The organism is Nocardiopsis gilva YIM 90087 (assembly GCF_002263495.1).
GTDB lineage: Bacteria > Actinomycetota > Actinomycetes > Streptosporangiales > Streptosporangiaceae > Nocardiopsis_C > Nocardiopsis_C gilva.
Genome location: NZ_CP022753.1, coordinates 993,275 through 1,017,143, shown reverse-complemented (window position 1 = coordinate 1,017,143; position 23,869 = coordinate 993,275). Strand labels below are relative to the sequence as shown.

The following is a 23,869-nucleotide window of genomic DNA, read 5'->3' as shown; positions in this document are numbered from 1 at the left end:
ACCTAAGGTTCTTAGGTAGAAGAGGTGGCCGGTCGCTCATGAGCGGTCGGATCCCGGTTCGGCGGGACGGCACGCACCTCGCGAAGAAAAGGGGCCAGCATGATGGGATGCCACGGCATGACGGGAGCGGAGACCGGGTGGGCCGAGGCTGTCGCGACCACGCTGGCGCCGCTGCTGACCGTCGCGGTCGTCATCGCTGTCGCCATCCTGGTCCTGCGGAACACGGCCCTCACCACTCTCGCCACGCCGACTGTTCGGCACCGGCAGTCGCCTCCGCCGGTCGTCGACGGGCCGATTGAGATGCTCAAGGAGCGTTACGCCCGAGGAGAGGTCGATCACGGGGAGTTCGAGCGCCGTCTCGATGTGCTGATGCGCAACCGCGAGGAGTGGCCCCGACAGACCGCGCCTAGTCCGCGGGGAACTCGGTGAGGAAGCGGGTGTAGTCCTCGCGGAGATCGCCCACGGGTGTGCCGGGCGTCCACAGGAGCCAGCCCTGATCGTCGGCGTCGAAGCCGATGACATGGGATCCGTGGTCGGTGGTGTAGCCGCCGTCGGCTTGCTCTTCCTTCGGCTCGATCTCCACGATGAGGTCGTCGGCCGCCTGCTCAATCGTGTCCATGTCGCCAGTCAGGCCGACGAACGACGGGTCGAAGCGGTCGGGGTCGGTAGTGACAAAGACGAGCTCCACGTCGTCCTTGCGTTCCTCGGGCATGCGGCGGATCGCCGCCGCGGCGTCGGCCAGGACGGTGGGACACACGTCGGGGCAGTTGGTGTAGCCGAAGAACACCAGGGTCAGGGGCTTCGTGGTGTCCTTGCCAGGTCGAAGTCCCGGCCCGAGGTGTCGGTGAAGGTAAGCGCCGGCATCTGGTAGGGCGGCTCCATGTAGTTGCCGTGGTAGCCGTTGTTGGACTCGCCGTCGATGACGGTCAAGGGACTGTCACCCGTCGCCTCCCCGCCTGGGGCCGCACACCCTGCGGCGGCGAGTGCGACGGCGAGCGCGGAGGCCGCACCGATGCGACCGGGACGACGAGGGTGACCGTGACGACCGGCGGGTCGGGTCCTGCCGCGACGGGGGAGGTTCACTGTGCTGGCTTCCCTTCGTTCACGATGTCGTTGACGAGGCCGCGCAGGGTGGCGGCGTCAACGGGGCCGATCACACGGGCGGCCACCCGCCCCTCACGGTCGACCACGACGGTGCTCGGGATCGCCTGGACCGGGATGATCTCACGCCAGGCGAGCAGGGCATCGCCGTCGGGGTCGACGATGCTCGGGTAGGTGACGCCGAACTCTTCGACGAACGCCTCCGCGCCCGCCTCGGTGTCGCGGGTGTTCACGCCCATGAACCGCACTCCGTCACTCTCGACGCCCTCCCAGACGCGCTGGAGATCCGGTGCCTCCTCGCGGCACGGCGGGCACCACGATCCCCAGACGTTGATGACGCTCACTTGGCCCTGACCGTCTGGTGCGTCGAGATCCATCCGCCCGCCGTCCAGCCGCGGCCCGGCCAGTGGCGGCGCGTCGGGACGCTCCGCCAGGGCGTACCGGGTGACTCCGGTAGGCGCGCTCGTGGCTTCCGGTGACGGAACGCGCTCGGTGCCGCGACCCTCGGAGAGCAGCACGGCGCCCACGGCGGTGGTGACACCGAGCGCGGCGATGGCTGCGGCCGCCGTGATCACCAGCCGCGTGCTGCGCCCCATGGCCTTCGCCCTCCGTCGTCCCACGTCACTGCGCGAATCCCTGCCACCTAAACAGATTAGGCGTTGTCCTGTGTGCCGTGGCCCGCACCCCCGAGAAACACGCCACCGAGGCGCTCACGTGGCGAACAGCAGGGCGAGCCCGCCAACGGTGTAGGCGACCATGAGCACCAGCAGCGGGAGCTGGGTGAGCACGGCCCGGCGCGCCGCGAACAGCCGGATCGCCCGGTCGTGCGCCGCGACCACGCCCACGACGTGGCCGGCCACCACCGCGCCGACCTGGACCAACGCGATCGTCTCCGGGGAAACCACGCTGAACTCCACCCCGCGCTCGGCGGTACCGAAGAGGTTCGCGCCGGTGCCCAGCGGGTCGGAGGCCAGGATGAGGGTGCGCTGGCCCTCGAACAGGAACAGTGAGAAGTAGTGGGCGATCAGGTAGCCCGTGGCCACCGGGATGACCGAGGGGGCGAACGCCGACGGCAGCCCGGCCCGGCTCCGCCCCCCGATCACGCCGGCCAGGAGCGCGCCTCCCGACAGCAGAGCCGCGGCCAGCAGCGCCATGCCGACCAGGCCGAGTGTTCCGGTGAGCAGCCCGGGCAGGGGGACGGTCTGGGTGTAGCCGATCCACCACGGCGCGCTGGCCAGGCTGTCGAAGGCGGTGGAACCGAGCATCACCGACACTGTTGCCGTGATGCCCGCGACCGGCTTCATCCCGTCGAGCCCGCTGAACGGCCCGCGCAGGACCAGCCGCCCGTCGCCGCGACGTCCCAGCGGGGCGAGCCGCCCGATGAGGGTGGAGTACACCTCGAAGGCGTCGGCGCGGTCGAACCACCGGTTTCCGAACGCCAGCGCACCGAGGAGCTGCACGGCCGCGTAGGCCGCGAACCACAGTCGCAGGCTCGCCAGATCCGTGCTGTGCGGCCACACCAGCTCCAACCAGGTGAAGGCGAGCAGCCCGGCCGCCGCCGGCCAGTACCCGAGCCAGTCGGGGCAGCGCCATAGCCCGCGGTCGGGAGGGGTGCGTGTGAGGCGGGCCAGGAGCAGGTGGACGGTGCGCAGCGGGTTGAGCAGCCGCCACACCGGCCCGAAGAGCAGCGAGGCGGGGACCAGTCCGACCCAGAGGAACACGTAGACGAACCCCGGCACCGGGTTGAGCGCGTCGTTCCGCCCGAGCACCGCCGCTACCGCGGCGAAGACGGCTGCGGCGAGCCCGAGCAGGCGCAGCCCCCAGCGGATCACCGGCCCGTCAAGGGCCGATTGGAGGCGTGGCGGCAGCGGGCGCCCCGCGGTGTCGCCGGGCCGCCGCGGTGTGCGCCAGAGCAGCCCCGCCGCGACGAACGACACGACGACGGCGACGGCCGCGCCGGTCAGGGCGTGTGAGAGCGGTAGTGGCAGGTCGTCGCGTCCGCCGATACCGTGCGCGAGATCGACAGCGAGGCCGAGATTCGGGTTCATTCAACCGCGACCTGGGTGAGGAGGAGTCCGGAGTCGTGGGTTTCCAGCTCGAAGACCCCGGCCTGATCAGCGGTGAAGGTGAGGACGGCCGGCTTCTTGGGCCCGACCGATTCCCCGATGTCGTAACCGTGCAGGTGGACAGTGTCAGCGGTATCAGCGGTGACCTCGATGCGCACCCGCTGCCCCTTCTCGACCTCCAGCCGACCGGGCTCGGGGGAGACGGATCCGTCGCTCACGCTGATCTCGGCGGTGACGTCGGCGTCACCTTCGCTGTCGTTGTCGGTGTCGGAGGACGCAGATGAGCCGTCACTGCCCTCTCCCGTGATCGTGGCGCTGTCGGCGATCGGCTTTCCGTCAATGCCCCAGGTGCTGTGGTCGTTGGCCGAGAGCCGCACCGACAGGGTGTGCTCGCCCTCGGGCACGGCCGAGGCGGGGAGGTGGTACCAGGAGCCATAGACACGGGCGACCTTCTCGTCGTCCACGTACAGGTGGGCGTGGCCTTCCGCGTCACGGGGCTTTCCGCCGGCGCGCTCCGGGGTGAAGGCGAACTCCTTGACCTTGAGCCGCACGTTCCAGCCCGACACAGGGTCCTCGCTCACCTGCATGCTCACCGAAGGCGCCGGGGCTCCCTCGGCCTCCCGCATCTCGTGCTTGTGCCCATGGCCGGACGAGGAGTCGTTCTCGGAGGACGGCGCGGGAGAAGAAGCCGAGGCCGTTGGGTTAGGCGCGTCGGTGTCCGAATCTGCGGCACACCCAGCGAGAACGAGCACGGTCACTGCTCCTGCGAGGCCCAGGCGGGCGCGTGGCGGCATGAGAGGCAGAGGCATCGGAGAAAGACCTCCTCGGGGGTCGGATCCCGGGTGGGGCGGCGTACGAGTTATCGCGGCGCGGGCAACTATACCCATACACCTTAGGTGTTTAGGTATAGTTGGCACGCCCGTCCCCTCGTCAGGAGGTTGTCCGATCATGTCGTCGCGCGGCCACACGAACTCCTCGTCCTCATCCTCGACCTCCACTGGCGCTTCCAAGCAGCGGCGCAAGCGTCAGCGAGCCGAGAAGATCGCCCTCATGCAGGCCGAGCAGGCACGCAGGGAACGACGCAAGCGCGTCTTGGTCTTCGGATCCGTCGCGGCCATGGGCATCCTCGTGATCGGCATCGCCGGGTGGGGGATCACCCAGCTACCGGACTCCGAGAAGACCACCCCGCTCCCCGAGCTGGTGAGCGGAGAGGGGACCAACCTTCCGCCCTGGCCTCTGCCGGAGGACCCGGTCGCGTTGGCCGAGAAGGCCAGCCTGCGCGTGGCTCCGATGGAGGGAACGGCCGAGCACTTCCACACGCACCTCGACGTGATCGTGGACGGGGAGCCGGTGACCGTGCCGGCCAACATCGGCATCCACCCGGCAGGGACCGCCATGTCGGAGCTGCACACCCACGATGAGCGCGGTGTCATCCACATCGAGGCGCCCACCGACGACAAGCGCTACACGCTCGGCCAGCTCTTCGCCGAGTGGGACGTCAAGCTGGACGAGGACACGCTCGGCGGACTGGAGGCGGACGAGACCAACACGCTGCGCGCTTATGTCGACGGGGAGCCCTTCGACGGCGATCCGGCACGGATCGAGCTGAAGCCGCGTGGCCAGATCGCCCTGATCTACGGGCCGAAGGACGCCGATGTCGAGGTCCCGGACGACTTCGACTTCAAGCCCGGGGAATAAGAGGCACCCGCCCGCCGCCCCGTCGCACATCGGGGGACACACCCACGCCCCGATCCCACAAAACCTAAGCACGTTAGGCAAGACTGGTCACCGGATGGGAGCGCCCCTCCCCCCGTGCGCACCCAGACAGGGACGACACGACCACGAGAGCGAGGAACCCCCGTGTCCGGTACGCCCGAAACGCCCGGCGTGATCGCTCCACCCAGGTCAGGCGATGCCGCACCGCCCGCGCGGGACACCGCCGAGGAGGGGCCGAGAGTTCGGCCGCTCTCCCCCTCCTGCGCATCGGCGTTCGACAAGGGTGAGCACGCCTGCCTGGGGATCAGCCCGTTCAACGGGTACTTCACCACCGAGCGGATCACCGTGCTGGCCCGGTGGGCGCTGGACCGCTTTTCCACAGTCCACCTCTACATGCCCGATGGGCCGTCGGCGTTGACGCTCGAAGCGTCGGGCTACCCGCGGCGACGTGCCTCGGCCAAGGCGCGACGACAGGCGAACTACCTGCGCAACAAGATGATCCGAGCGCTTGACGCGGTGGGCGCGGCCGAGCCGCAAGGGATGATCCTCGACTCCGGCACTCTCGCGGGCAACCGTCGCTACGAGCGGCTTCTGGGCGAGGCACACGCACTCTTCGACGCCGATGCCGCATTCCAGGAAGCTTGTCTGGACGCCGGTCGGTGGATACTCGCGGATCGGGTCGAGTCGGCCGAGCTGACCACGGAGCGCATGGGCATCGCGGCCCGCTATCTGCTGGCCGAACTTCCGTTCTTCACGCACACGCCCCACATCGTGGGAACGGCGTCATCGGTGTTCTGCTACCACCGGCCACCGGATTTCGTGGAACGCCTTTTTCAACGCCGTCTTCCCTGGGGGCCACAGGACGGTCAGGGATTCGTCCAGCTCGGCCCAGTGCCGTAGGGAGCGTCGGAGTAGCCGGGGCGGAGCGTGAGGCAGTCCTGCATGTTCGGCATGGACGCACACACCTCGACGGGGTGGCGCATGGTCGGGATGTCGGTAGGACAGCAGGTGGAGTCGACCAGGGCAGCGGCGGGTCCGGCGAAGAGCGTCAGCGGCACCGCGATCGGCATGGCCGCGAGGGTGCCCACCAGCAGCGCCCGACTCCGGCCGAAGGGGGCCACACCGGCGATGAGGCGCTTGACGCGGTCGCCGGTGCCCGGCCCTCCGACGGCGAAGGCGCCGGCCGGGCGGTGGTGGTCGGCGACGTTGAGCAGGGCCTCGGCTGCCACGAGGCGGTGGGTAGTGCGGGCTGCGGCGTCGTCGGCGGCCAGCTCAAGTAGGCGCAGCGTCTCGTCCCTGATCACGCGGAGCAGCGGCAGGCCGGGAAAGGCGTCGGCCATGCCGGTGGCGGCCGCGGCCACGAGGTCGTGCCTGCCGCGCAGGTGGGCGTGTTCGTGCGCGAGCACTGCCTGGAGCTGTTCGGGTGAGAGCGCGTCCAGGGCGCCGCTGGTCAGGACGATTTGGCCGCGGTTCCCGGGGAGGCAGTAGGCGGCGGGCAGCGCGTATTCGAGGACCATGGCGCCGGTGGCTCGATCCTGACGGGCCAGGATGCGGAGGGCGTCAACGTGGCGGCGGCGGTCGGCAACGGCGCGCGTGAGGGTCCGGGCGATGGACCACGCGCAGCGCAGCCCCAGCAGAAGCGCCAGCCCGAGCCCACTGAGGCCGATGGCGATGCCGTCAGGCGTGGCGTACTGCGCACGGAGCGCGGCCAGGCAGGCGTCGAGCAGCTGAGCGAGGCCGGTGTCGAGCCGCAGATCGGGCACGCTGAGTGCCAGCCCGCCGAGCACGAGAGAAGCGAGGAAGGCGATGCTGAGCGTCTGCCATGCGGCGATGCCGAGCCGCGGAGCCCGCTCGACCCAGCGCGCCCGCCGCACAGCCAGGGGTCCGAAGACCGCGAGGAGGAGGCCGTACCCCAGGAGCAGCAGCGCGATGATCACGTCATACCCTCGCGGCGTTTGGCGTCATTCAGGGCGGCACGGAGTCCGGAGAGCTCGTCTTCGGGCAACTGGGTGATCAGTCGGGAGAGGACGGCGGCCTGGTCGGGAGCGGACTCGAGAGCCTCCTCAACAAGCTTGGTGGCGTAGTCCTCCTGAGACGCGGCCGCCCAGTACCGGTAGGCCCGCCCTTCCTTGGCCCGCTTCAGCCAGCCCTTGCGGAAGAGGATGTCCATGACGGTCTGCACGGTGTTGAAGGCGATGTCGCGTTCACGCTGCAGGTCATCAACGACATCCCGCACGCGCATCGGTTCACTGCCCGCCCACACCGATCTCATGATCGCTGCCTCAAGCTCCCCGAACTTCGCCATCGGCCTCCTGCCTCCTACTACTTCCTCACACCTCGGCGAGATCGCAGCACACCCGCCGCATACTCAATCAGCTTAGGTGATTTCTGGAAGCCATTCTCGAGGTTCCGAGTCGATCCAGCCACGGACGCGCGCCACGCCCAGCCGAGCCCACCTTCGCCCCGAACTGTCCACACGCGGCCACACGGCATTCACTCCGCAGAAGCCCCGCCCAGGTGGCAGCTGGACGACACTTCGCAAAACCCATTCCGCCGCACTACAGGCGTCCACTGGGCGCGCCCAAAACATGTACATTGCCCCGGTTACCCAAACCGACCACCAGGAGACGTTCCGTGCATCCTGAACATCCTGACCCCGCCGCTCCCCCACCCGGCGGACCGCACGCGCAGCCCAACCCGGGGCCGTACGCACCACCCAACGCGGGGCAACAAGCGCAGCTTGCCTCTGGCCAGTACGCCCAACCGTTCCCTCAGCACCCGCAGGCTCCCCAGCCCGGACAGCCCTACCCGACCGGCTACCCCGGCTATCCAGCGGCGCCATACGGCACTCCCTACTGGCAACAGCCAGCCAAGCCCAGGCCACCCCAGTCAGTCACCAATGCCCGCATCCTCATGTTCATCCTCGGAGCTCTTGAGCTCGCCGCGGGCCTTTTCGTCAGCTTCGGCAGCTTCATCGTCGGCCATACCGCCGCTCCCGGGTCAAGCAATGCGACCCTATCGACTGTGCTCGGAATCGTCGGTGCCTTGGCCGTGGCGATCGGGATTTCCTCGTTCGTCCTCGGCCTCCTCGCGGTCAAGCGCTCGCAAGCGGTCATGTGGACCATCGCCTGCTTCCACTCAGCACTTGCCGCGCTGGGCATCGTCGCATTTATCGGTTCCGCTGTATCCGATGGGCAGAACGGAAACAACATCGGCGCCGTCGCAACCCTCGTCATGAGCGTCCTCATCGTCTCATTCACGCTGACCAAGGACGCGCGGATGCACTACCGGTCAGGAAAAAGCAGCTCCGGGAACTAACGAAGCCCCACTCGACCGCCCCCGCCACCGAGAACTCAGCGAGATCCCCTCATTTCCCGGTGGTGGGAGCACGCACTAAGCATCCTCGCGGCACCTCGACCCAGGTATCAAACTCGCCGACCCAGGGGCGCTTCAGCAGGATACCGGCAATACACGGCGACTCGACCTCGATACTGAGTTCGGGTCCGTGAAGTTCAGCGTCATAGGCCAGGCAGAAATCCTCCAGACCCCAGTGAAATCACCGGCCACGCTTCTTATTCACCGCCCTCTTCAGCGGCCCGAATTTTCTCGCGCAGCCAGGCGGGAATGTATTCATCATCACGAGGGAAGCATTGAAGATCACGCACGAATTCCTCTGGCGTCGGCTCAAACGTGAATCCCGGGTCATTATCATAGTTGAACTCGGTATTGAAGTTACCAGGACGCACGATGGTGTATTTCATTGAACACGTACCCTTGGCTTCTTGGTACATGCCAGCGCGCAGTTCCCTCAACATTCCCAAGATACTGTCGGGCATGTCTATTGACTCAGTTTGGCCGCCGTCATAGGTGGCCAAAAGGAGATCGGCCGTGCCACTAATGATCGACTTGGCGCTGTATTCAAGTCCTTCCCAGTTATCAGGCACACCCGAAACGATTTCCCTCCCGATATTCGTAAGAATTTGATGTTGCTCAACAGGACCCAAGTGCCCTCTCTTGATTTCAGTCTCCATCTCCGCTTGGCTTTCCCTTCACTTCCGCACAGTCAAGTACTCCATCCTGCAGGGCGTCCTCAAGCTCGTCCACCATCCTGCCCCCTTTCACCCCCAGCCGCCTGCTCGGGCCGCTCAACAATGGGATTATCCTTCTCGTCAAAACCGAGAGCGATTCTCCAGCTCGTTACTTTCGAAAGGAGGTCAAAAATATGCCGTGCATTCGAGATTGCACCCTCCCTCGACTTTCCGTAGACATCTATCGCTGTGGCGAATCCCTCATAAATATCGAACGACTCAACATCCAACACGAGGTCATCAATGCGAACCTCCGCGACGTCGCCACTCCTGCCCGACGAGACCGACGAAGAAAGGGAGGACATGACAGAGACAACTTCGTCATATTGAGCAGAAACCATAATTGTTTCCGAATGTGCCATTTACTTCTCCCTTTAGGGCCAGGTGATTACGTAACCGTCACCAATGAGAACGATCTCCTCGAGGTCCCCACCATATCTGCGAAGAGCGTCCTTGAGTCCTGCCATCGCCGCATCCTGCGTCGTCCCCCCAGCCCGAAGATCGATGGCGAGTCGGCTTGACTGGTCACGACCCTTTCGAATGTTCTGAATCAATGCGTTTTTCGAAGATGTCTCAACAGTCTTAAATTCGAGCGTTGAGTTGGTTCCCTCAATAACGGAGTCTGGTGACTTCACTCCATCCGAGCGGGCGACATCTACAGAGCGCACCTCGATCCCATGTTCCTGGAGGAACTCGGCGATCTCACGTTCTTTACTATCGTAGTATTCCCACCCCTCGCCAGTCCGATCACGCAATTCTTCCACTGTCGGATGCTTTCGTGTTCCAGGCGGGAGGTCTTCTGGGCGAGGCAGACGGCCTTCGTGTGGAACGGATTCGCCTATGCCCGCGAGTATGGGTTTCGACGGCTTGACGCTACCCACTCCGCCATCTGGCGTGGATCCGCTGCCACCACTGCCAATCCCGTGGTCATCAGCTGGCCCAACGCCGCTACTACCGTTTCCTGGAGTCCCCGAGGAGTCCTGGCCGAAGCCATGCCCTCCTCCTGTCGAACCGCCGGAGTCTGGGCGAATGCTGCCTCCATGTGAGACCGACTCCTGTGGCGTGTACAAGTGTTCCCCGCCGTGTCCTGTGCCCGAGTTCGGGGATCCCGGACCGTCTCCTGCGGAGGCGGTGGGTCCCATGTCTCCATGTCGAGCCCCTGCACCGACGAGTTCGGGTTGGCGTTCGCGCGCGAGTTCGTCTAGGGCTGCGTCGATGTTGCCATCGTGCTTCTTCGTCAGCTCCTCGAGCCGCGAGATGTCGCGCTGGACTTCGGTAGTGGTTCGGTCGGTGTTGGCGTGGTTGTCACGAGCCGGGGCAGAGCTGTCCGAGGCTCCTTCGCGGGAACCGACTCCGGCCTCGTCGTGGCGCTCCGGTGTCGTGGAGCCGTTTCTCTGGGCGGGAGTGGAGGGAGCCTGGCCGTGCTGGGTCTGAGACTCCTGGTTCACACGCGGTTCGGGCGAGGAGTCGGGCTGTGTCCCGTGGTCGTTACCGGCTGAGGAGCTGTGGGCGCCATTGCTGTCGGGGGTGTGTCCCGACTGCCCCGGTCCTTCCTGCTGACGGCCAGGCAGCCCGTCTCCCGAGGAATCAGGGCTGGATCCCTGATAACCCTCGCTGGGAGATCCCTGACCACTGTTGGCCGAAGGACCGTGATCAGTTCCCGAGGACTCGTGGGTGCCAAAGCCTGGCGAAGCGCCGTGCTCGCCGCCGAAGTCCAACGATGGGTTCGGGAACTTTCCTCTTCCCAGGGTGGGCACACCGCCATTGGGGTTGAAGGAGCCAAGGCCCGGTTTCCACTTGCTGATAGCCCGACCAGCCGTGGCCAACGCCCGGGTTCCCCCACGGGCCAATCCAGCAGCACCACCGATAAAGCTGATCGTCGTCATAACGGAGGTCCCGATGGTGTATCCCGGACGATCATCCCACTGGCTCAAGCCAGTCATACCGTCCCACACGCCGCTCCACGCTTCGTCGGCTACGCCCTCTCTGAACTCCCATTCGCCCCAAAGTCCGGGACCAGTGCCTTGAACCTTGACCTGGCCCACCAATGCCCGCATATTCTTGTTCGTCTCGTCATGGTGGGCCATCACGTTTCCCCACCACTCCTCTGCGGACTCCACGCCCCAGCCCTCGTCGGTATAGAAGCCTGACGCGTACGCTGCGTTAACCCCAGCGTCCCAGCCCATAGCCAGCGGTGTGAATTCCCAAAGTGCGGTACCTAGGTCAAGGAAAAAGTTGGAATCCGGCTCCACGGTGGAGCCCCAGGGCATCGCCGCCTCTTCGGGGATCTCTTCAACCCCGTAGGCCTTCTTGCCTGCGGGGATGATCTCGCCGTTGTCCGCGACGAACTCAGGGCCGTCGTACAGCGGAGTGATCTTGTTGGCGCACTCCCGCTCAGCCGCCTGGTATTCGAGGAAAGCGGCATCGATGTCGGTCTTGCGCTTGTTGTTCTCCTCGCGCAGATCCTCGTCGTCGGCCCAGTCCTCGTCACTGCTGTGAGCTGCAAAGAACAGAAGCGCATCGTGCCTGAGGTTTTCCAAGCGCTTCTTGAGCTTGCGGGCCTTCTCGGCGAAGGTGAGCAGCGCGTCTGCCACCGTGCTCGTGGCGTCATCAATGTCGTCGCCCTTGGTGGCCACCGGGTTGATCGCCGACAGCAGCTGCTCGGATTCGGGGGCGGAATAGACCTCGCTCAGGCCCTGCCAGGCGGACTTGATGTCGTTGCCGGCGTCGGCGATGTTGCTGCCGTCCTTCTTGAGTCCGGCGGCGGCCGTTTCCAGTTCATCGGGGTCAACGTCGGGAACAAAGACCTTCTTGAAGTTGACCATCTCGGAGTCGCTCAACGACGCCTCGCCATCCTGTTGCGCTGCATGTGCGGGGGAAGGGGATCGTGGAGGAGCGGCCGTGCCGCCTACCAATGGGGGGTTATTGCAGCTCGGCGCCCTTCGGGCGGTTCAGGCCCGGGTCCTCGACGGTTCCGGCATTGCTCTGGGCTTCCGCGGCCATTTCGAGGTTCCCGTCCATGTAGGCGCTCACCGCGTTGCCGCACCCGTTGACTGCGCTGGCGGTCTTGGACGCCATGGCCCGCATCTCTTCCGAGTACTTGTCGAAGAACCCATGCAACGCGGTTCCGATCGGTCCGCTGTCCGCCTTGACGGCCGCCGTTTCGATGTGATTGCCGAACGACTTGATGTCGGAGGTCAGACCTTCGGTCCCCTCCTCGTCGCCCAGGTGACCGGAGACCGTCTGCAGAACGCCGCCGACACCCTCGGGGTTGATGTCCCACCCGCTCACGTACTTGTCCTCCCGTGCGGCTCCGTGAGGCCGATATTGCTGTAACTGCGCGCCCAGATATGACTACCGAACGGTAGCGACAGTTCCAATCCGATGCATGCGGCATCGTGGCCGCCTTCGGCCATAGGGCGGTGTTGAGCGGTGGTCCTGTCTAGGCAGTGTTTTTCGAACGGGTGAGGTCGCGTAGCCAGATCCGTATCGAGGCGAGCTGGACGGTCCCGTCGTAGATCGCGGCGCGCTTGTCGTACCTGGTGGCCACGGCCCGGTTCTGCTTGAGCAGGTTGATCGCCCGTTCTACAGTGTTGCGGCCGCGGTAGGCACCCCGGTCGAAAGCCGGGGCCGACCGCCCGCCGATCCCCTGCGCCTGCGATTGGCCCGCTGGTCGGCGGGCTGGGCAATGGTCGCCTTGATACCGCGCCTGCTCAGGTGGGAGCGGATCGCCGCTGAGGAGTAGGCCTTGTCCGCGAGCAGCCGGTCGGGCCTGGTCCGGGGGCGCCCGACCGAGCGGGGCAGGTGCAGGGCGACCATCAGCGGCTCGAACATGGGCGCGTCACCGCGCTGGCCGGGGCTGGTCGCGGTCACCAGCGGCCGCCTGCGCTGGTCGGCGATCAGGTGGATCTTGGTGGTCAGCCCGCCCGGGAACGTCCCAGTGCTTCCGAGCCGTCCGCTTCGTCCCGTACCGCTTCCCTTTTTCGCGGCTCCGGCGGCGTGGGAGTGGGCGCGCACGCTGGTGGAGTCGATGCCGACCACCAGGTCTTCTCCGGTGGCGGCGTCGATGCGCAGCCGGTCGGCGATCCTTTGCCAGGTGCCGTCCAGGCACCAGCGGCGGTGGCGCCCGGCCGCGGTCTCCCAGGGGCCGTAGCGTTCGGGCAGGTCACGCCAGGGGATCCCGGTGCGGGTTCGGAACAGCACGGCGTTGATGACGCGGCGGTGGTCGGCCCATTGGCCGCCTTTGGGCGGGTTGTCGGGCATGAGCGGGGCGAGCAGGGCCCACTCGGCATCGGTGAGTTCATGACGGCCGGACACGCTCACCAAGATTGCCAGCGCGAGCCCCACTCCACCCGCCGATTCAAAAAACAGGCCCTAGTCGGAGGCACCTTCCGGTGGCGGGGACCCTGCGAAGCGGTCGGCGCGGAAGGTCGTGGGTGGGGGTGGTGGGGCGGGGTGGCCGAAATCGGTCGACTTTCGGTTGCGGTCGGCGATTCGCTGCATCAACGCCGCGATCGATTCGCTCGCGCTGGCAGCATCGCGGCCGATATCGCAGGTCAATAGGGATGCCGCTGCGCTGAGCCGGGCTGCTGGATCCATCTGTTCAGCGGAGTCGGGTGTGCCTGAGGACACATCCGGTGCCGGACGCCCCTCGGCCGCGGCAGAAGGTTCGGCGGAGTCCCACTCGCCCGGGTCTACCTGCTGAAACTTCATCGATCTCCCCACATGCGCAGCGTGCTCACCCGCATCCGCCGAGTTCCGTTTGTCGGCATTATGCCTATGCTTGACGACGCACGGTGAGAGCAGCTGTATTAATTACGGTCACGCCCACCACAGGAAACCAGCGGTCCGCTGTGCGCGTCCGACCCCCGAGAGCCCCCTGTCCGCCAGTGGTGGCTCAGCGAACGCGCGGGCGGCCCCGACCCCCGCAACCGATGGACGACGAGGAACGGGTGAAGAGATGTCACGTTGGGACTTCGGCGACCAGACCCTGACGACCCTGGCCCGCAGTACCTCGGGGGCGACCGACGAACTGAGCAACCTGATCACGCAGCTGATCCAGGCGGCCGAGCCGCTGTCCGGGAAGTTCAACGGCGCGGGGAAGGCCGCCTTCGACTCGTTCAAGGCCCGTGCCGACGGGATCACTGCCGACCTCAACTCCGGCCTCGGTCGCGTCAACGAGGGGCAGTACGGCATGCAGTCGGCCTTCTCGAGCGGTAACCAGAACATGGCCGACGACGCCAATCGCAACATGTCAGCGGCCAACTTCGACGCCGCGAAGTTCCGGACGGCCTGACCGCGCCCGACGTGACCCCGGGTCCCTCCCCGAACGATCCCCACCGTGTTCCAAGGAGTTGAGTTCCCTCAATGAGCGGCAACGGACGCAACAGCTACGACCTCGGCGCCTCGCAGGAGTCCCAGACCAACATCCACGCCGTCATGTCGCGGCTGGAATCCCTCATCGGTGAGCACGACGTCGACGTGAGCAAGGCGATGGCCGACTTCGAGGCCACTGGCGTCTCCGACGAGTACAGCGAGAAGGAACTGAAGTGGCACAACGCGGGCAATGAGGTCCGCGACATCATCCGGCTCGTCCGCGAGACCCTGGAGACCAACGACGGCACCGCCCAGTCCACGCTCGGCCGTGCCAGCGCAGCGGTCCAGGGCATCTGACGTCTGACGCCTCCTCCCTGGTCAGCCCACCCCTGAGTGTGCGGTGGTCCGGGAGGTCTGGAAGTATCGAGAGGCACCACATGCGTCCACGGGAGGGGTGTCCGTCCACGCGACGGACGCCCCTCCCGTTCCGTGCGTTTCCCGTTCCGTGGTCCATCACCTCCGTACTCCGCGTCCCGCCGCGTGCCGTGCGCGTGATCGCGATCCGGTAGGGACAAACCACCGCCGAGGCCTCGAAGGGAGTCTGCGATGGCACGCGACTACGACAGTCAGCTGCTGGAGTCGACCGCCGTGCGCCGCAAGCGACTCCGCGAAGCCGTGTTCTTCGGCCCCCAGCGCACCCGCCGACGCCTCGACGAGAACATCGGAAAGATCATTGCCAGCCTGGTCGTATCCGCTGTCATCTGCGCGGGCACGGTCGGCTGGTCGTTCCTGCAGAACCACCTCAAAAGCCAGAAGGAACAGCAGGAGCAGCAGGCGGCCGGTCCCAACGCCGCGACCGCGCCCCTCCCCGCCGACTGGATCGGTGCCGAGGTCACCTTCCCGATGCTGCGGAAGGAGCTCGACCGGGCCCACGTGCCCCCGGACCTCTACGTCCTCCCCGGCGACGACCGCCCCGACCCGGCCACTGCTTCCAGCTACTACCTGCTGACCAAGGAAGGCGCCGACGGCTACTCCATCGGCATCGTCGAGTTCGCGCAGGGACGCACCGGCGCCGAGTTCCGCACAGAGGACGAGGCCGCACGCTGGCTGTACCTGGAGCTGGTGACGGGCGCCGCCGACCCCCGCGTGCTCAGCGACGAGGAGGAGCAGAAGGCCTCCGAGCAGACCTCCGAACTCGCCACGTCCGTCCGGGAGAAGATCGATGGGCGAGCTGGCACCCCGAGTCGCGTGACCCTTGAGCCGGGCCAGGTGGTGGACGCCTACGGCCAGGAGAGCGGCTCCCTGTTCTTCCCCGACGGCACGCCCTTCGCCGAGCGTGGCCTCCCCGGAACCGTCCGGAATGACGCAGACGCCTACCACCGCTACCAGGTCGCCTACCCCTTCCAGGCGCAGGCGTCTCTCACCGGGGGCGAGGGCGTACGCTTCCGCGTCACCGCCGACGGATTCGCCCAGCCGCCGCAGCTGCCGAGTATTCGCTGGCTGGTCGCCAATGGATACCTTGAGCCCGTCGCGGCGGCCGGCCACCTCCCGAGCGACCGGCCTTCTTCTCCCGCTCCCCGGCCTTCCCCCACCCCGTCCACGCCCGCCCCACCTTCTCCTTCCGATGACGGCCGGAACTGACGACTAGACGCAGAGACGAAGAAACGATTGGACGCACCCCCATGACCACGTGGAGCCGGGTGACCCTCGTCGGAGAGCGGCGCAGGGTCGACGCCGTCCTGCCCGCCGAGGAACCGATCGGCGCCCTCATGCCGGAGCTGCTCCGGCTCCTCGGCGACCCCGTGCAGAACCCGGCCGTCCCGCTCCACCTCATGACCGCCGCCGGTGACTTCCTCGACGGCGGATCCACCCTGTCTGACAAGGACATCGCGGACGGCGCCGTTCTCCGTGTCGTCCGCGCCGATGACCCCCTGCCCGCGCCCGTTGTGCACGAGGTCCCCGAGGCGGTGGGCTCCGCACTCGACGGACACAAGAATCTGTGGGGGCCGGGGGCGGCCCGGTGGACCGCCACCGCCGCGTCGCTGGTGCTCTGCCTGTCGATCGGTGGCATCGTCTGGAGCCTCACCGGCGCCCAGACGGGCGTGTTCTCCCTCGCGGCGATCGCGGTCCTGCTGGCGGCCACCGGCGCGATAGTCGGACCCTTCTGGCGCGAGCCGCTGGGCACAGCGCTCTCCGTCAGCGGCGGGGCCGTGGCGGGACTCGCCGTCTGGGCCGCCGCCGACCTGTTCGCCTGGCCCGAATGGGCACGCTGGGGCGGGCTCGCCGCCGTCGCCGCGCTCCTCGTCGTCGGCCTCGGCCTCACCTCCCGTCTCGGCCGCGGCGGCCTCGTCGGGGGCGGAGTCGCGCTGATGCTGGCCCTCCTGTGGACGGGTTCGGCGACCTTCGGCCTCACCTTCGCCCGCGCCTCCATCCTGGCCGCCGTCGCGTGCACCGTCCTCCTGGGCCTCCTCCTCAGGATCGCGCTGACTTTCTCAGGGCTGACGATGCTCGACGACCGGCGCAGCGAGGGTTCGGTGGTGGCCAGCACCGATGTGCGCAGCGCGCTGGCCAACGCCCACAACGGCATGGTCGTCTCGACCATCGCGGTCGCGATCACCGCGGCGGTGGCGGGCTTCGGCCTCACGACCCACCTGAATGCGTGGAGCGCCGCCCTGGCGGCGCTCCTCGCGGTCGTGGTGGGCAGCAGGTCACGGATGTTCCCCCTGATCACGGAGAAGGCGCCGCTGCTGGCGGCGACGGTGGCGATCGTGGTCAGCCTCGCCGCGGCCGTGAGCGACTCCGCGCCGTGGGGAGCCGCGGCCGCGATCGGCCTCCTCCTAGCGAGCCTGGCCATCCCCATCGTGGTGCTCACAACGGATCCGCCCGCCTATGTCCGGGCGCGCCTCCGCCGGATCACCGACCGCGTCGAGGCTGTGGCGATCGTCGTGTTCATCCCCGTGGCGATCGGGGCGTTCGGGACCTACCAGCGGCTCCTGTCCACCTTCTGAGGGAGCGGAGAACGGGAGCGAGATCTACGGCGCTAGGCCGCTGACGAGGACAGAGTGACGACAGCGAGGTCAGGGTGAGATGAGCGAGCGCACCGGGCGAGTGGAGCCGCCGAGCGTCGACGCGATGACGGCGTCGGACCGGCACGGGGACTCCCTGCTGCGGCGGTTCGGCCGGGGCATCATGCTGCCCTTCCAGCCCTCGGACCGAACCCACTCCGCTGTCGAACTCGGGGAGTCCCTGCAGCAGACCATCACCACCAGCCGCAGGATCGTGGTGAGCCGGCCGCGCGCCGGCGCGGGCGAGAGCACGGTGACCGCCCTACTCGCCACCGTCTTCGCCCACTACCGGAACGACCGCGTGCTCACCATGGACATCACCCCCGGCTCGGACGCGCTCGCGCGCCGCCTCGGCGTCCGGCCGGAGTCGTCCCTCGGCGACGTCGAGCGCGGCGAGAGCGATCCCGACTCTTTCGAGGAATTGCGTCCGTATCTGACCCGGGTGCGGGACCGGCTCTGGATGCTGCCCGGTGTTCAGAACGGGCGCCGCGGTGGTGTCGACGGCCAGACCTTCCACCGAACGCTGCTGCCTCTCACCCGGTTCTTCGGCGTCACGCTCATCGACCGCGGCGCCGACGTCTTCGACGGCTTCAACCGAGCCGCGCAGGCCAGCGCTCACGCCCATGTGCTGGTGGCCCCGGCCACCCGGGACGGGGCGATGAGCATCGCGCGCGCCTTCGACTGGATGACCGCCCACGGCAACGCGGCGCTCCCGGCCGACATCGTGGTCGTGTTCGTCGAGCAGGAGCCGGGTGAGGATCCGACCTTCGACGCCGCCGGAGCCGCCGATATCCTGCGCCAGAGCGGGGCGGCGGTCGTCCGGATCGGCTACGACCGACACCTCGCCGCAACCGCCGCGTTCGATCCGCAGCGGATCGCCGAGACCACCCGCACCGCCGCGACGCGCATCGCGCTTGAGGCCCTGCGCCGCGCCCGGTGAGCGAGCCCACGACGCCACGTCCGCTGTCCGACCCGAGCCTGAGGAGGTGGGCGCCCGTGCAGAACCATCCCCGGCCGAGCGTCCCGGCCACCGTGGACGACGACTCCGCCCGCGCCTTCCTCGAAGCCGGCGACCGGCCGACGCCTCAGGAAGCCCCACAACCACAACCGCGCCCCCGGCCGCCACACCGTCCCCAGGCGACCGCAGGCCCCACTTACGAACAACAGCTCAATACCCTCCCCGACCTCCCGACATCACGGCTCAGGCGTACGGTCCACCGACTCATCCGCCGGACGAAGAACGTGGGACCCTCCACACGGACGAACCCCCGAGAATGACATTCCGCCACAGGGCATCACGAAGCCCGTCGACGGTCACCCCGGCCTGATGACGAAGGGGGAAATCGGAGTCCGCCTCGCGTCTCTTCCGCTCGGAAGCCGAGGTCAGGACTCTACCGACCAGGGCGGCGCGAACATGACCGCCTCGTCGAGGAGCGGCATCCAGTCGGGCCGCCACTGCGGGGCTCGCCGGGCCATCTCCTGTCGGAGTTCACCGATCGGAGCCGCTGCCTCATGGCGGTCATCCGCCCGTTGCCAGGTAGGCCAGTGGTCGTAGGCTCGATCGACGGCCTCGCCGTCCGAAGTAATGGCGACGCGGAGGTAGAGCCACCCACCCTCCTCCGGATGGGCTTCTACTTCCCACAATTCCTCGAGCAGGTCCCATGGCAGGTCCCGGTCAGCCTCGCAGCCCACCAATCGTCCTGAAGCATCCAAGATTCTTAGGCTGGTTGAGCTGTCCGCAACCCGCGTGGTGAGCGGCGCAGCCCCACCGAACTCGGCGGCGTAGTCGCGCACCACTTCAATGATCTTCCGGAGGGCGTCGCCGCCCGGCGGGGTTGGACGGTTCCGTTCTTCAGCGGCACGCATCGCGTCTCCGACCCCGTACAGCCCACTCTGTAGTGCTGATTACCGGAACCCGTCGCCCCACGGGGCTCCCCGGCCAGCGGGAAATTGCGGCCGAACGGCATCGGCGGCGTCCACCCCGACGTGGACGCCGCCTACGCCGCCTGCGGGCCGCCGATTCTGGGCGGGATCCAGGCGATGAAGAAGCGGAACCCGTTCAGCGAGGATCCGCTCCTGGTCGGGTTCGACGCCATGCCTGCGGAGTCGAAGGCCATCCTCGCAGGTGATGAGACTGCCAGCGTGGCGCAGTTCCCACAGAAGATGGGCACCATCTCGGTGGAGACCGCAGCGGACGCCGTCCGCGGTAAGAAGGTCCAAGAGCGCATCGATACCGGAACGGAGATCGTGACCAAGGAGAACGCCGAGAAGTTCACTACCTTCCAATAGATCTCGGGGCGGGGTGACTGGGGATGGGAAAGCGTGCGGCTCCAGTATGGGGAGACGGCGCTTTCCCGCCCCGAGCCACCCACCCCACCGCGCCACATGTATCTCCGTTGATCTCGGAGATATCGACCGAATTATGGCGGACATTCGGTCGATATCTCCGAGATCAACGGGGGGGGTAGGGGTCAGCGAGAGGTCTCCGTCTTCACGACCGGCGTGGGGTGCCGACGCTTCGATGGCTCCGCTCAGGACTGACTCACGAGATCGCTTCTGTAACGGTGTGTATCCACACGAGTCATGAATTGTTACCAGGGCAGTCCGCGCGAACCGGCTGCCTGCGCCTACAAGCCCGTGCCATTCTTATGACACCGCTCACACACGGGCCGAGGACGGCGTTAGGAGTGGCCACCATGTACCGTTCGCATCCCCCGCAGGTTCAGGCAGTGATCATCAAGGACGGCATCGCCAGCATCCACGTCACCGGGTGCCTCCCGCGTGAGGTCGGGTTCGCCGACCCCTGGCACCTCAACCAGATCATCCGGGACACCAAGATCGAGGTGGGTGACACCAACCCGCGACTCGACTTCTGCCCGAGGTGCACCGCGTGGAACGACCGGGGCACAAGCAAGTGCACCCTGTGCGGGTATCCGCTATGAGACAAGGCCACCACTCGACGTATTCCTACGACACGGGTAGGACGACGATGCCCTCGATCCCGTCTGGGATCGAGGGCCGTGTTAATGCAGGCTGCTAGAGGCGGTCGCGCTTCACATCGGACAGGAAAGCACGCCACTCGTCGCTGGGGAACGCGATGTGTCCGCGACTAGCGTTCTTGGAATCGCGGACGGCGGCGCCTCCATGAAGATCAGCTACCTCGACGCAGTCGTTCGCGGTTGCGCTATAGGTGGATTTTCGGAACTTCGGGGTCTCGTTCACGGTTTCCTACTCGTACTTCTTCAGGATCAGCGCCATGCGCTCAGCCGTGGCATCAGGGTGCATGGCCCTCATCCGGATGTCATCCCATGCGTCTCGGTGCACTTCAACCTCGTCCTGTTCGTCCAGGTAGAGGCCATCTGTCCGGACTTCGATGTAGACGATGGAGGGGTCCATGGACTCAGGGAAGTCGAGGATCGTGAAGGAACCAGCAGTGCCCTGGTGAAGACCTTGGTCGAGGGGAAGCATCTGGATCTTGATGTTCTCCTCGCGCTCAACCACATCTAGCAGCCGACGGATCTGGTCACGCATGACCTCTTTGCCGCCCGCAGGTCTATGGAGCACCGCCTCGTCGAGGACGCACCACAACTTCGGTGCATCCTCCCGATCAAGAATCTCCTGGCGTTCCTGTCGAGCCTGGACAATGCGCTCGATGATGTGCGGTGAACGCGACTGTCCAGCCCTTGCTGATGCGGCCGCATACTCGGGCGTCTGCAGCAGTCCATGTACCACCATGGACTGATACGTCGAGATCGAAGACGCTTCGGCCTCGAAGCCGACATACGCGTCTGTCAGTACGTCGTCATAGCGCGTCCACCAACCCTTCTCCCTCGACTGGCGTGCCAGCGTCACCAATGCCTCGGTGACCTCCGAGGTGCAGCCATAGAGGTTCGCAAGCGCTCGAACGATGACGGGGTCAGGACGCTTCCACTTGTTCAGCTCCATGTTGGTGAGCCGCCCGCGGGACCATCCCAGCCGCTCGCCGACCTGCTCAGCCGTCAGCTTTGACTCCTCGCGCAATCTTTTCAATTCGGCAGACAGCCGACGCCGCCTGACTGTCGGGCTGTACCTGTCTGCCACGACGCGCGCTCCTCGCTTCTTCCTGCGGCTCCTTCGTCCTGCCCCGATGTTAGATCACCCCATTCGCGAAACTTTTGTGCCCCGCATAACAGGAATCCTAATCTTTGTATTGAAACTTCTGCGGCTTCCGGCCACTATGGGATGGGCAGGGATGCGGCGATCTGAGATGGCAAGCCGCACATGGAAAGACCCCGGCGAGTCGGTGCCAACCAGGACTCCCGGGGCGCGGCCAACAGACAGACTTAGGAGCTCTGTTGACGATGCACACCCTACTTCGAGGACGCTCCTCGCGCGTCCGCCCCTACCTCCACGCCGTAGAGCGAAAGCGGGCCGCACAGGACGTGGACTTCCAGCGCTTTCGCTCAGAGGTGACCCGATGACGAGCACCGTGAAGACCTGGACGGTCGCCAACCGCCGCGAGCTGTGGGACTGGGCCCGTTTTCACGCTGCGCCGGTCACCATCACGGAGGAGACCTGGGACCACATCACCTACCAGGCCGAGGCGATCTGCGGAGCCAGGCGCTACCTCTGTTCCTACCGCGAGCAGATGCCCCCATGCGTTGCGCTCAAGCGTCGCGCCAACACCTTCACCGTGGCGCTCTTCCACGAACCGGCCGGGGCCTACTGCTACCACGTCCGCGAGGTCATCCCCGAGACCGCTGGCGAAGGCGACGACCCGGCCCACCTCGCAGCGCTGGTCGCCGCCGCCAACATCCAGCGTGAGCGCCGCGCGGTATGCGGGGCCACCGCCGAGAACCTTGTCGTGCTCACTACCGAGCGCACCTACCCCGGCGACTGCGCCGAGCAGATGGAGGCACGGTGATCTTTCCGCAGCTCCCGCCAGGCCACCTCGGCGACATCTTCACCGAGGTGCGCCACCGGGCCGAAGCTCTCGGCTGCACGCTCACCTGGCACCGCACCGACTACGGATGGCGGTTCATCCTGACCGACCACACCGCCAACACCAAGCGCGCCTACCCCTACATCGCGCAGGTCCAGGCCCGCCTGGGGCGGATCGAGGCCGAACGGCGCTGACCCAACCTCAGACCGGCCGCCCGGCCCCGCGGAGGGGGTGGGGTCAGGCGGCCTAAGAGCGGAGCGCCCGCCCGGACGTGTCCGGGCGGGCGCTTCCTCGCGAAGTCGGGTTCCCCTGGGCGGCGATACTCCCGCGTCTTCCCAGGCCAGGAAGGAGAAGAGCCGACGAGGGGACTTGAACCCCTAACCTATCGCTTACAAGGCGATTGCTCTGCCAATTGAGCTACGTCGGCCGGTGCCTCGGACACCCAGTCGAATAGTACCGGTTTCTGGCTACTCCCCGGACGTCCGGCGGCGAGCGACCTCGTAGAGGGAGACGCCTGCCGCCACCGATGCGTTGAGGGATTCGGCGCCGCTGATGGGGATGCTGGCCACGGCGTCGCACGTCTCGCGCACAAGGCGGGACAGCCCCTTGCCCTCAGAACCGACGACGACCACGATCGGGCCGGTGGCCAGGTCGAGGTTGTCGAGCCGGGTGTCGCCCCCGGCGTCGAGGCCGACCACGAACAGGCCCGCCTTCTTGTACTCCTCCAGCGCGCGGGTGAGGTTGGTCGCCTGCGCGACCGGGAGCCGGGCGAGGGTGCCCGCCGAGGTCTTCCAGGCCGTCATGGTCACACCGGCCGCCCGGCGCTCCGGGATGAGGAGGCCGTGGGCGCCGAAGGCGGCGGCCGAGCGGGCGATCGCGCCGAGGTTGTGGGGGTCGGTCACGCTGTCCAGCGCGACGATCAGCGCGGGCTCCTCCGCGTCCAGCGCGGCGTTCAGGAGGTCGCTGTGGTGCCAGTACCTATACGGCCGCACCTGCAGCGCGATGCCCTGGTGGGCCGCGCCCGGCTGCCCGTTGCTCTCGCAGCGGCGGTCCAGCTCGGCGCGGGTCACCTCCAGGATCTCCACGCCTGCGTCACCGGCCAGGCGCGCTGCCTCGGTGATGCGGTCGTCGGAGTCCAGGCTGTTGAGCATGACGAGCTTGGTGGCCGGTACCCCGGCCCGCAGCGCCTCGACGACGGGGTTGCGGCCGATCAGGAGGTCACCGCTGGCCGCGCTGTCGCGGTGCGTGCGGCCGTGGGGCTCGGTGCGGGCCCCGCCCTGGCCACGGGCCGCCGACGGCGCGGCCGTCTTCTTGGCCGCGCGCCGCTGCTTGCCCTGGTACCAGTGCCGCTCTTCGGCGGGCAGGGTGGTCTTCTTGCCCTCCAGAGAGCGACGTCCCTTGCCGCCGCTGCCCTTGGTCGGGCCCTTCTTGCTCTTCTTCGCCGGCATGAACGCCGCCTCCCCCTCGCGTCACTTCGCACGCGTGCATGCCGGAACCTGGGACGGTCCCGTCAGTTGGTCTGATGGTGTACGGAATGGCTTCTACTGCCATGGTGCCGTATGGGCTCGACTGGCTCGGTCAGCTGATTCTGCCCAG

The 23,869-nt window shown here is 67.1% G+C and carries 30 protein-coding genes and 1 tRNA gene; 13 read left to right on the top strand and 18 right to left on the bottom strand.

Features of this window, described 5'->3' with window-relative positions; all coding sequences use genetic code 11:
* Window positions 1–99 precede the first annotated feature (99 nt).
* Window positions 100–429, top strand: coding sequence for an SHOCT domain-containing protein (locus CDO52_RS04940; RefSeq protein WP_094932222.1), 330 nt, complete (start codon window positions 100–102; stop codon window positions 427–429).
* Here the strand turns inward: CDO52_RS04940 and CDO52_RS28035 are convergent.
* The 5 genes from CDO52_RS28035 to CDO52_RS04920 all read right to left on the bottom strand — a co-directional run bounded on the left by CDO52_RS28035 (window position 407) and on the right by CDO52_RS04920 (window position 3,976).
* Entirely contained in the window at window positions 407–787 is a 381-nt protein-coding gene (locus tag CDO52_RS28035) for an SCO family protein (protein ID WP_017620318.1), read from the bottom strand. The two genes, CDO52_RS04940 and CDO52_RS28035, sit on opposite strands and share 23 nt — an antisense overlap.
* A gap of 5 nt (window positions 788–792) precedes the next feature.
* Entirely contained in the window at window positions 793–930 is a 138-nt protein-coding gene (locus CDO52_RS28030) for a hypothetical protein (RefSeq protein WP_017620319.1), read from the bottom strand.
* 149 nt (window positions 931–1,079) lie between these two features.
* A complete protein-coding gene (locus CDO52_RS04930; RefSeq protein ID WP_017620320.1) occupies window positions 1,080–1,697 on the bottom strand; it encodes a TlpA family protein disulfide reductase in 618 nt (205 codons plus the stop codon).
* 114 nt (window positions 1,698–1,811) lie between these two features.
* Entirely contained in the window at window positions 1,812–3,149 is a 1,338-nt protein-coding gene (locus CDO52_RS04925) for a hypothetical protein (protein WP_017620321.1), read from the bottom strand.
* Entirely contained in the window at window positions 3,146–3,976 is an 831-nt protein-coding gene (locus CDO52_RS04920) for a cupredoxin domain-containing protein (protein WP_232524387.1), read from the bottom strand. Before CDO52_RS04920 ends, CDO52_RS04925 begins: the two co-directional genes overlap by 4 nt.
* Window positions 3,977–4,115: 139 nt before the next feature.
* Here CDO52_RS04920 and CDO52_RS04915 point away from each other — a divergent pair, with 139 nt between their 5' ends.
* Both CDO52_RS04915 and CDO52_RS04910 read left to right on the top strand, forming a co-directional pair.
* Window positions 4,116–4,865 (top strand): hypothetical protein, encoded by a 750-nt coding sequence (locus tag CDO52_RS04915; protein WP_017620323.1) that lies wholly within the window; start codon window positions 4,116–4,118, stop codon window positions 4,863–4,865.
* Window positions 4,866–5,027: 162 nt separating this feature from the next.
* Entirely contained in the window at window positions 5,028–5,783 is a 756-nt protein-coding gene (locus CDO52_RS04910; protein WP_017620324.1) for a tRNA-dependent cyclodipeptide synthase, read from the top strand.
* Here the strand turns inward: CDO52_RS04910 and CDO52_RS04905 are convergent.
* Window positions 5,750–6,820 carry a M56 family metallopeptidase gene (locus tag CDO52_RS04905; RefSeq protein ID WP_017620325.1) on the bottom strand — a complete coding sequence of 357 codons (1,071 nt, stop codon included), beginning with the start codon at window positions 6,818–6,820 and terminating at the stop codon, window positions 5,750–5,752. The two genes, CDO52_RS04910 and CDO52_RS04905, sit on opposite strands and share 34 nt — an antisense overlap.
* On the bottom strand, window positions 6,817–7,188 hold the full coding sequence (locus CDO52_RS04900) for a BlaI/MecI/CopY family transcriptional regulator (protein WP_017620326.1): 372 nt from the start codon (window positions 7,186–7,188) through the stop codon (window positions 6,817–6,819). Before CDO52_RS04900 ends, CDO52_RS04905 begins: the two co-directional genes overlap by 4 nt.
* Window positions 7,189–7,796: 608 nt before the next feature.
* On the opposite strand from CDO52_RS04900, the gene CDO52_RS04895 reads away from it, so the two are divergent.
* The gene (locus tag CDO52_RS04895) at window positions 7,797–8,201 is read left to right on the top strand and encodes a hypothetical protein (protein WP_033301270.1); all 405 of its coding nucleotides are present in this window, start codon (window positions 7,797–7,799) and stop codon (window positions 8,199–8,201) included.
* A 254-nt stretch (window positions 8,202–8,455) separates the two neighbouring features.
* Here CDO52_RS04895 and CDO52_RS28545 read toward each other — a convergent pair whose 3' ends face one another.
* The 6 genes from CDO52_RS28545 to CDO52_RS27185 all read right to left on the bottom strand — a co-directional run bounded on the left by CDO52_RS28545 (window position 8,456) and on the right by CDO52_RS27185 (window position 13,684).
* Complete coding sequence (locus CDO52_RS28545) at window positions 8,456–8,914, bottom strand: hypothetical protein (RefSeq protein ID WP_232524386.1); 459 nt, start codon at window positions 8,912–8,914, stop codon at window positions 8,456–8,458.
* A 59-nt stretch (window positions 8,915–8,973) separates the two neighbouring features.
* Window positions 8,974–9,333, bottom strand: a complete 360-nt coding sequence (locus tag CDO52_RS27195; RefSeq protein WP_152471771.1) for a hypothetical protein — start codon at window positions 9,331–9,333, stop codon at window positions 8,974–8,976.
* A gap of 12 nt (window positions 9,334–9,345) precedes the next feature.
* Window positions 9,346–11,811 (bottom strand): CdiA C-terminal domain-containing protein, encoded by a 2,466-nt coding sequence (locus CDO52_RS27190; protein WP_152471772.1) that lies wholly within the window; start codon window positions 11,809–11,811, stop codon window positions 9,346–9,348.
* An 82-nt stretch (window positions 11,812–11,893) separates the two neighbouring features.
* Window positions 11,894–12,262, bottom strand: coding sequence for a DUF6507 family protein (locus CDO52_RS04885; RefSeq protein WP_017620329.1), 369 nt, complete (start codon window positions 12,260–12,262; stop codon window positions 11,894–11,896).
* Between the two features lie 151 nt (window positions 12,263–12,413).
* Window positions 12,414–13,306, bottom strand: a protein-coding gene (locus CDO52_RS04880) for an IS5 family transposase (RefSeq protein ID WP_394340787.1) whose coding sequence is annotated in 2 segments (ribosomal slippage) — window positions 12,414–12,598 and window positions 12,598–13,306 — 894 coding nt in all. Because the reading frame shifts where the segments join, the coding sequence is not laid out codon by codon here.
* Between the two features lie 39 nt (window positions 13,307–13,345).
* Window positions 13,346–13,684: a hypothetical protein gene (locus CDO52_RS27185; RefSeq protein WP_157745427.1), complete on the bottom strand. Its 339-nt coding sequence runs from the start codon at window positions 13,682–13,684 to the stop codon at window positions 13,346–13,348.
* 247 nt (window positions 13,685–13,931) lie between these two features.
* Between CDO52_RS27185 and CDO52_RS04875 the strand changes: the two genes are divergently transcribed.
* From CDO52_RS04875 to CDO52_RS04855, 5 genes are all read left to right on the top strand, one after another.
* Complete coding sequence (locus tag CDO52_RS04875; protein WP_017621223.1) at window positions 13,932–14,267, top strand: hypothetical protein; 336 nt, start codon at window positions 13,932–13,934, stop codon at window positions 14,265–14,267.
* 71 nt (window positions 14,268–14,338) lie between these two features.
* Window positions 14,339–14,644 (top strand): pore-forming ESAT-6 family protein, encoded by a 306-nt coding sequence (locus CDO52_RS04870; protein ID WP_017621224.1) that lies wholly within the window; start codon window positions 14,339–14,341, stop codon window positions 14,642–14,644.
* Between the two features lie 249 nt (window positions 14,645–14,893).
* Window positions 14,894–15,928: a TNT domain-containing protein gene (locus CDO52_RS04865; protein WP_017621225.1), complete on the top strand. Its 1,035-nt coding sequence runs from the start codon at window positions 14,894–14,896 to the stop codon at window positions 15,926–15,928.
* 41 nt (window positions 15,929–15,969) lie between these two features.
* On the top strand, window positions 15,970–17,295 hold the full coding sequence (locus CDO52_RS04860; RefSeq protein ID WP_017621226.1) for an EsaB/YukD family protein: 1,326 nt from the start codon (window positions 15,970–15,972) through the stop codon (window positions 17,293–17,295).
* A 79-nt stretch (window positions 17,296–17,374) separates the two neighbouring features.
* On the top strand, window positions 17,375–18,292 hold the full coding sequence (locus CDO52_RS04855) for a MinD/ParA family ATP-binding protein (protein ID WP_017621227.1): 918 nt from the start codon (window positions 17,375–17,377) through the stop codon (window positions 18,290–18,292).
* A 443-nt stretch (window positions 18,293–18,735) separates the two neighbouring features.
* Here the strand turns inward: CDO52_RS04855 and CDO52_RS04850 are convergent, their stop codons facing one another.
* On the bottom strand, window positions 18,736–19,218 hold the full coding sequence (locus CDO52_RS04850) for a hypothetical protein (protein WP_152471859.1): 483 nt from the start codon (window positions 19,216–19,218) through the stop codon (window positions 18,736–18,738).
* Window positions 19,219–19,302: 84 nt separating this feature from the next.
* Here CDO52_RS04850 and CDO52_RS04845 point away from each other — a divergent pair, with 84 nt between their 5' ends.
* Together CDO52_RS04845 and CDO52_RS04840 are read left to right on the top strand one after the other, a co-directional pair.
* Entirely contained in the window at window positions 19,303–19,641 is a 339-nt protein-coding gene (locus CDO52_RS04845) for a sugar ABC transporter substrate-binding protein (protein WP_017621229.1), read from the top strand.
* 407 nt (window positions 19,642–20,048) lie between these two features.
* A complete protein-coding gene (locus CDO52_RS04840; RefSeq protein ID WP_094932220.1) occupies window positions 20,049–20,294 on the top strand; it encodes a hypothetical protein in 246 nt (81 codons plus the stop codon).
* Between the two features lie 94 nt (window positions 20,295–20,388).
* Here the strand turns inward: CDO52_RS04840 and CDO52_RS04835 are convergent, their stop codons facing one another.
* Both CDO52_RS04835 and CDO52_RS04830 read right to left on the bottom strand, forming a co-directional pair.
* Window positions 20,389–20,574 carry a DUF397 domain-containing protein gene (locus CDO52_RS04835; RefSeq protein ID WP_083920103.1) on the bottom strand — a complete coding sequence of 62 codons (186 nt, stop codon included), beginning with the start codon at window positions 20,572–20,574 and terminating at the stop codon, window positions 20,389–20,391.
* Window positions 20,575–20,580: 6 nt separating this feature from the next.
* Window positions 20,581–21,432: a helix-turn-helix domain-containing protein gene (locus CDO52_RS04830; protein WP_026126303.1), complete on the bottom strand. Its 852-nt coding sequence runs from the start codon at window positions 21,430–21,432 to the stop codon at window positions 20,581–20,583.
* Window positions 21,433–21,808: 376 nt separating this feature from the next.
* Here CDO52_RS04830 and CDO52_RS04825 point away from each other — a divergent pair, with 376 nt between their 5' ends.
* Both CDO52_RS04825 and CDO52_RS04820 read left to right on the top strand, forming a co-directional pair.
* Window positions 21,809–22,255 (top strand): hypothetical protein, encoded by a 447-nt coding sequence (locus CDO52_RS04825; RefSeq protein ID WP_017621232.1) that lies wholly within the window; start codon window positions 21,809–21,811, stop codon window positions 22,253–22,255.
* Complete coding sequence (locus CDO52_RS04820) at window positions 22,252–22,467, top strand: hypothetical protein (protein WP_017621233.1); 216 nt, start codon at window positions 22,252–22,254, stop codon at window positions 22,465–22,467. The genes CDO52_RS04825 and CDO52_RS04820 overlap by 4 nt, the downstream gene beginning before the upstream one ends.
* Before the next feature lie 160 nt (window positions 22,468–22,627).
* Here CDO52_RS04820 and CDO52_RS04815 read toward each other — a convergent pair.
* Both CDO52_RS04815 and rlmB read right to left on the bottom strand, forming a co-directional pair.
* A tRNA-Thr gene (locus CDO52_RS04815) sits at window positions 22,628–22,700 on the bottom strand.
* Window positions 22,701–22,740: 40 nt separating this feature from the next.
* Window positions 22,741–23,721, bottom strand: a complete 981-nt coding sequence (rlmB, locus tag CDO52_RS04810; protein WP_017621234.1) for a 23S rRNA (guanosine(2251)-2'-O)-methyltransferase RlmB — start codon at window positions 23,719–23,721, stop codon at window positions 22,741–22,743.
* Window positions 23,722–23,869: the final 148 nt, after the last annotated feature.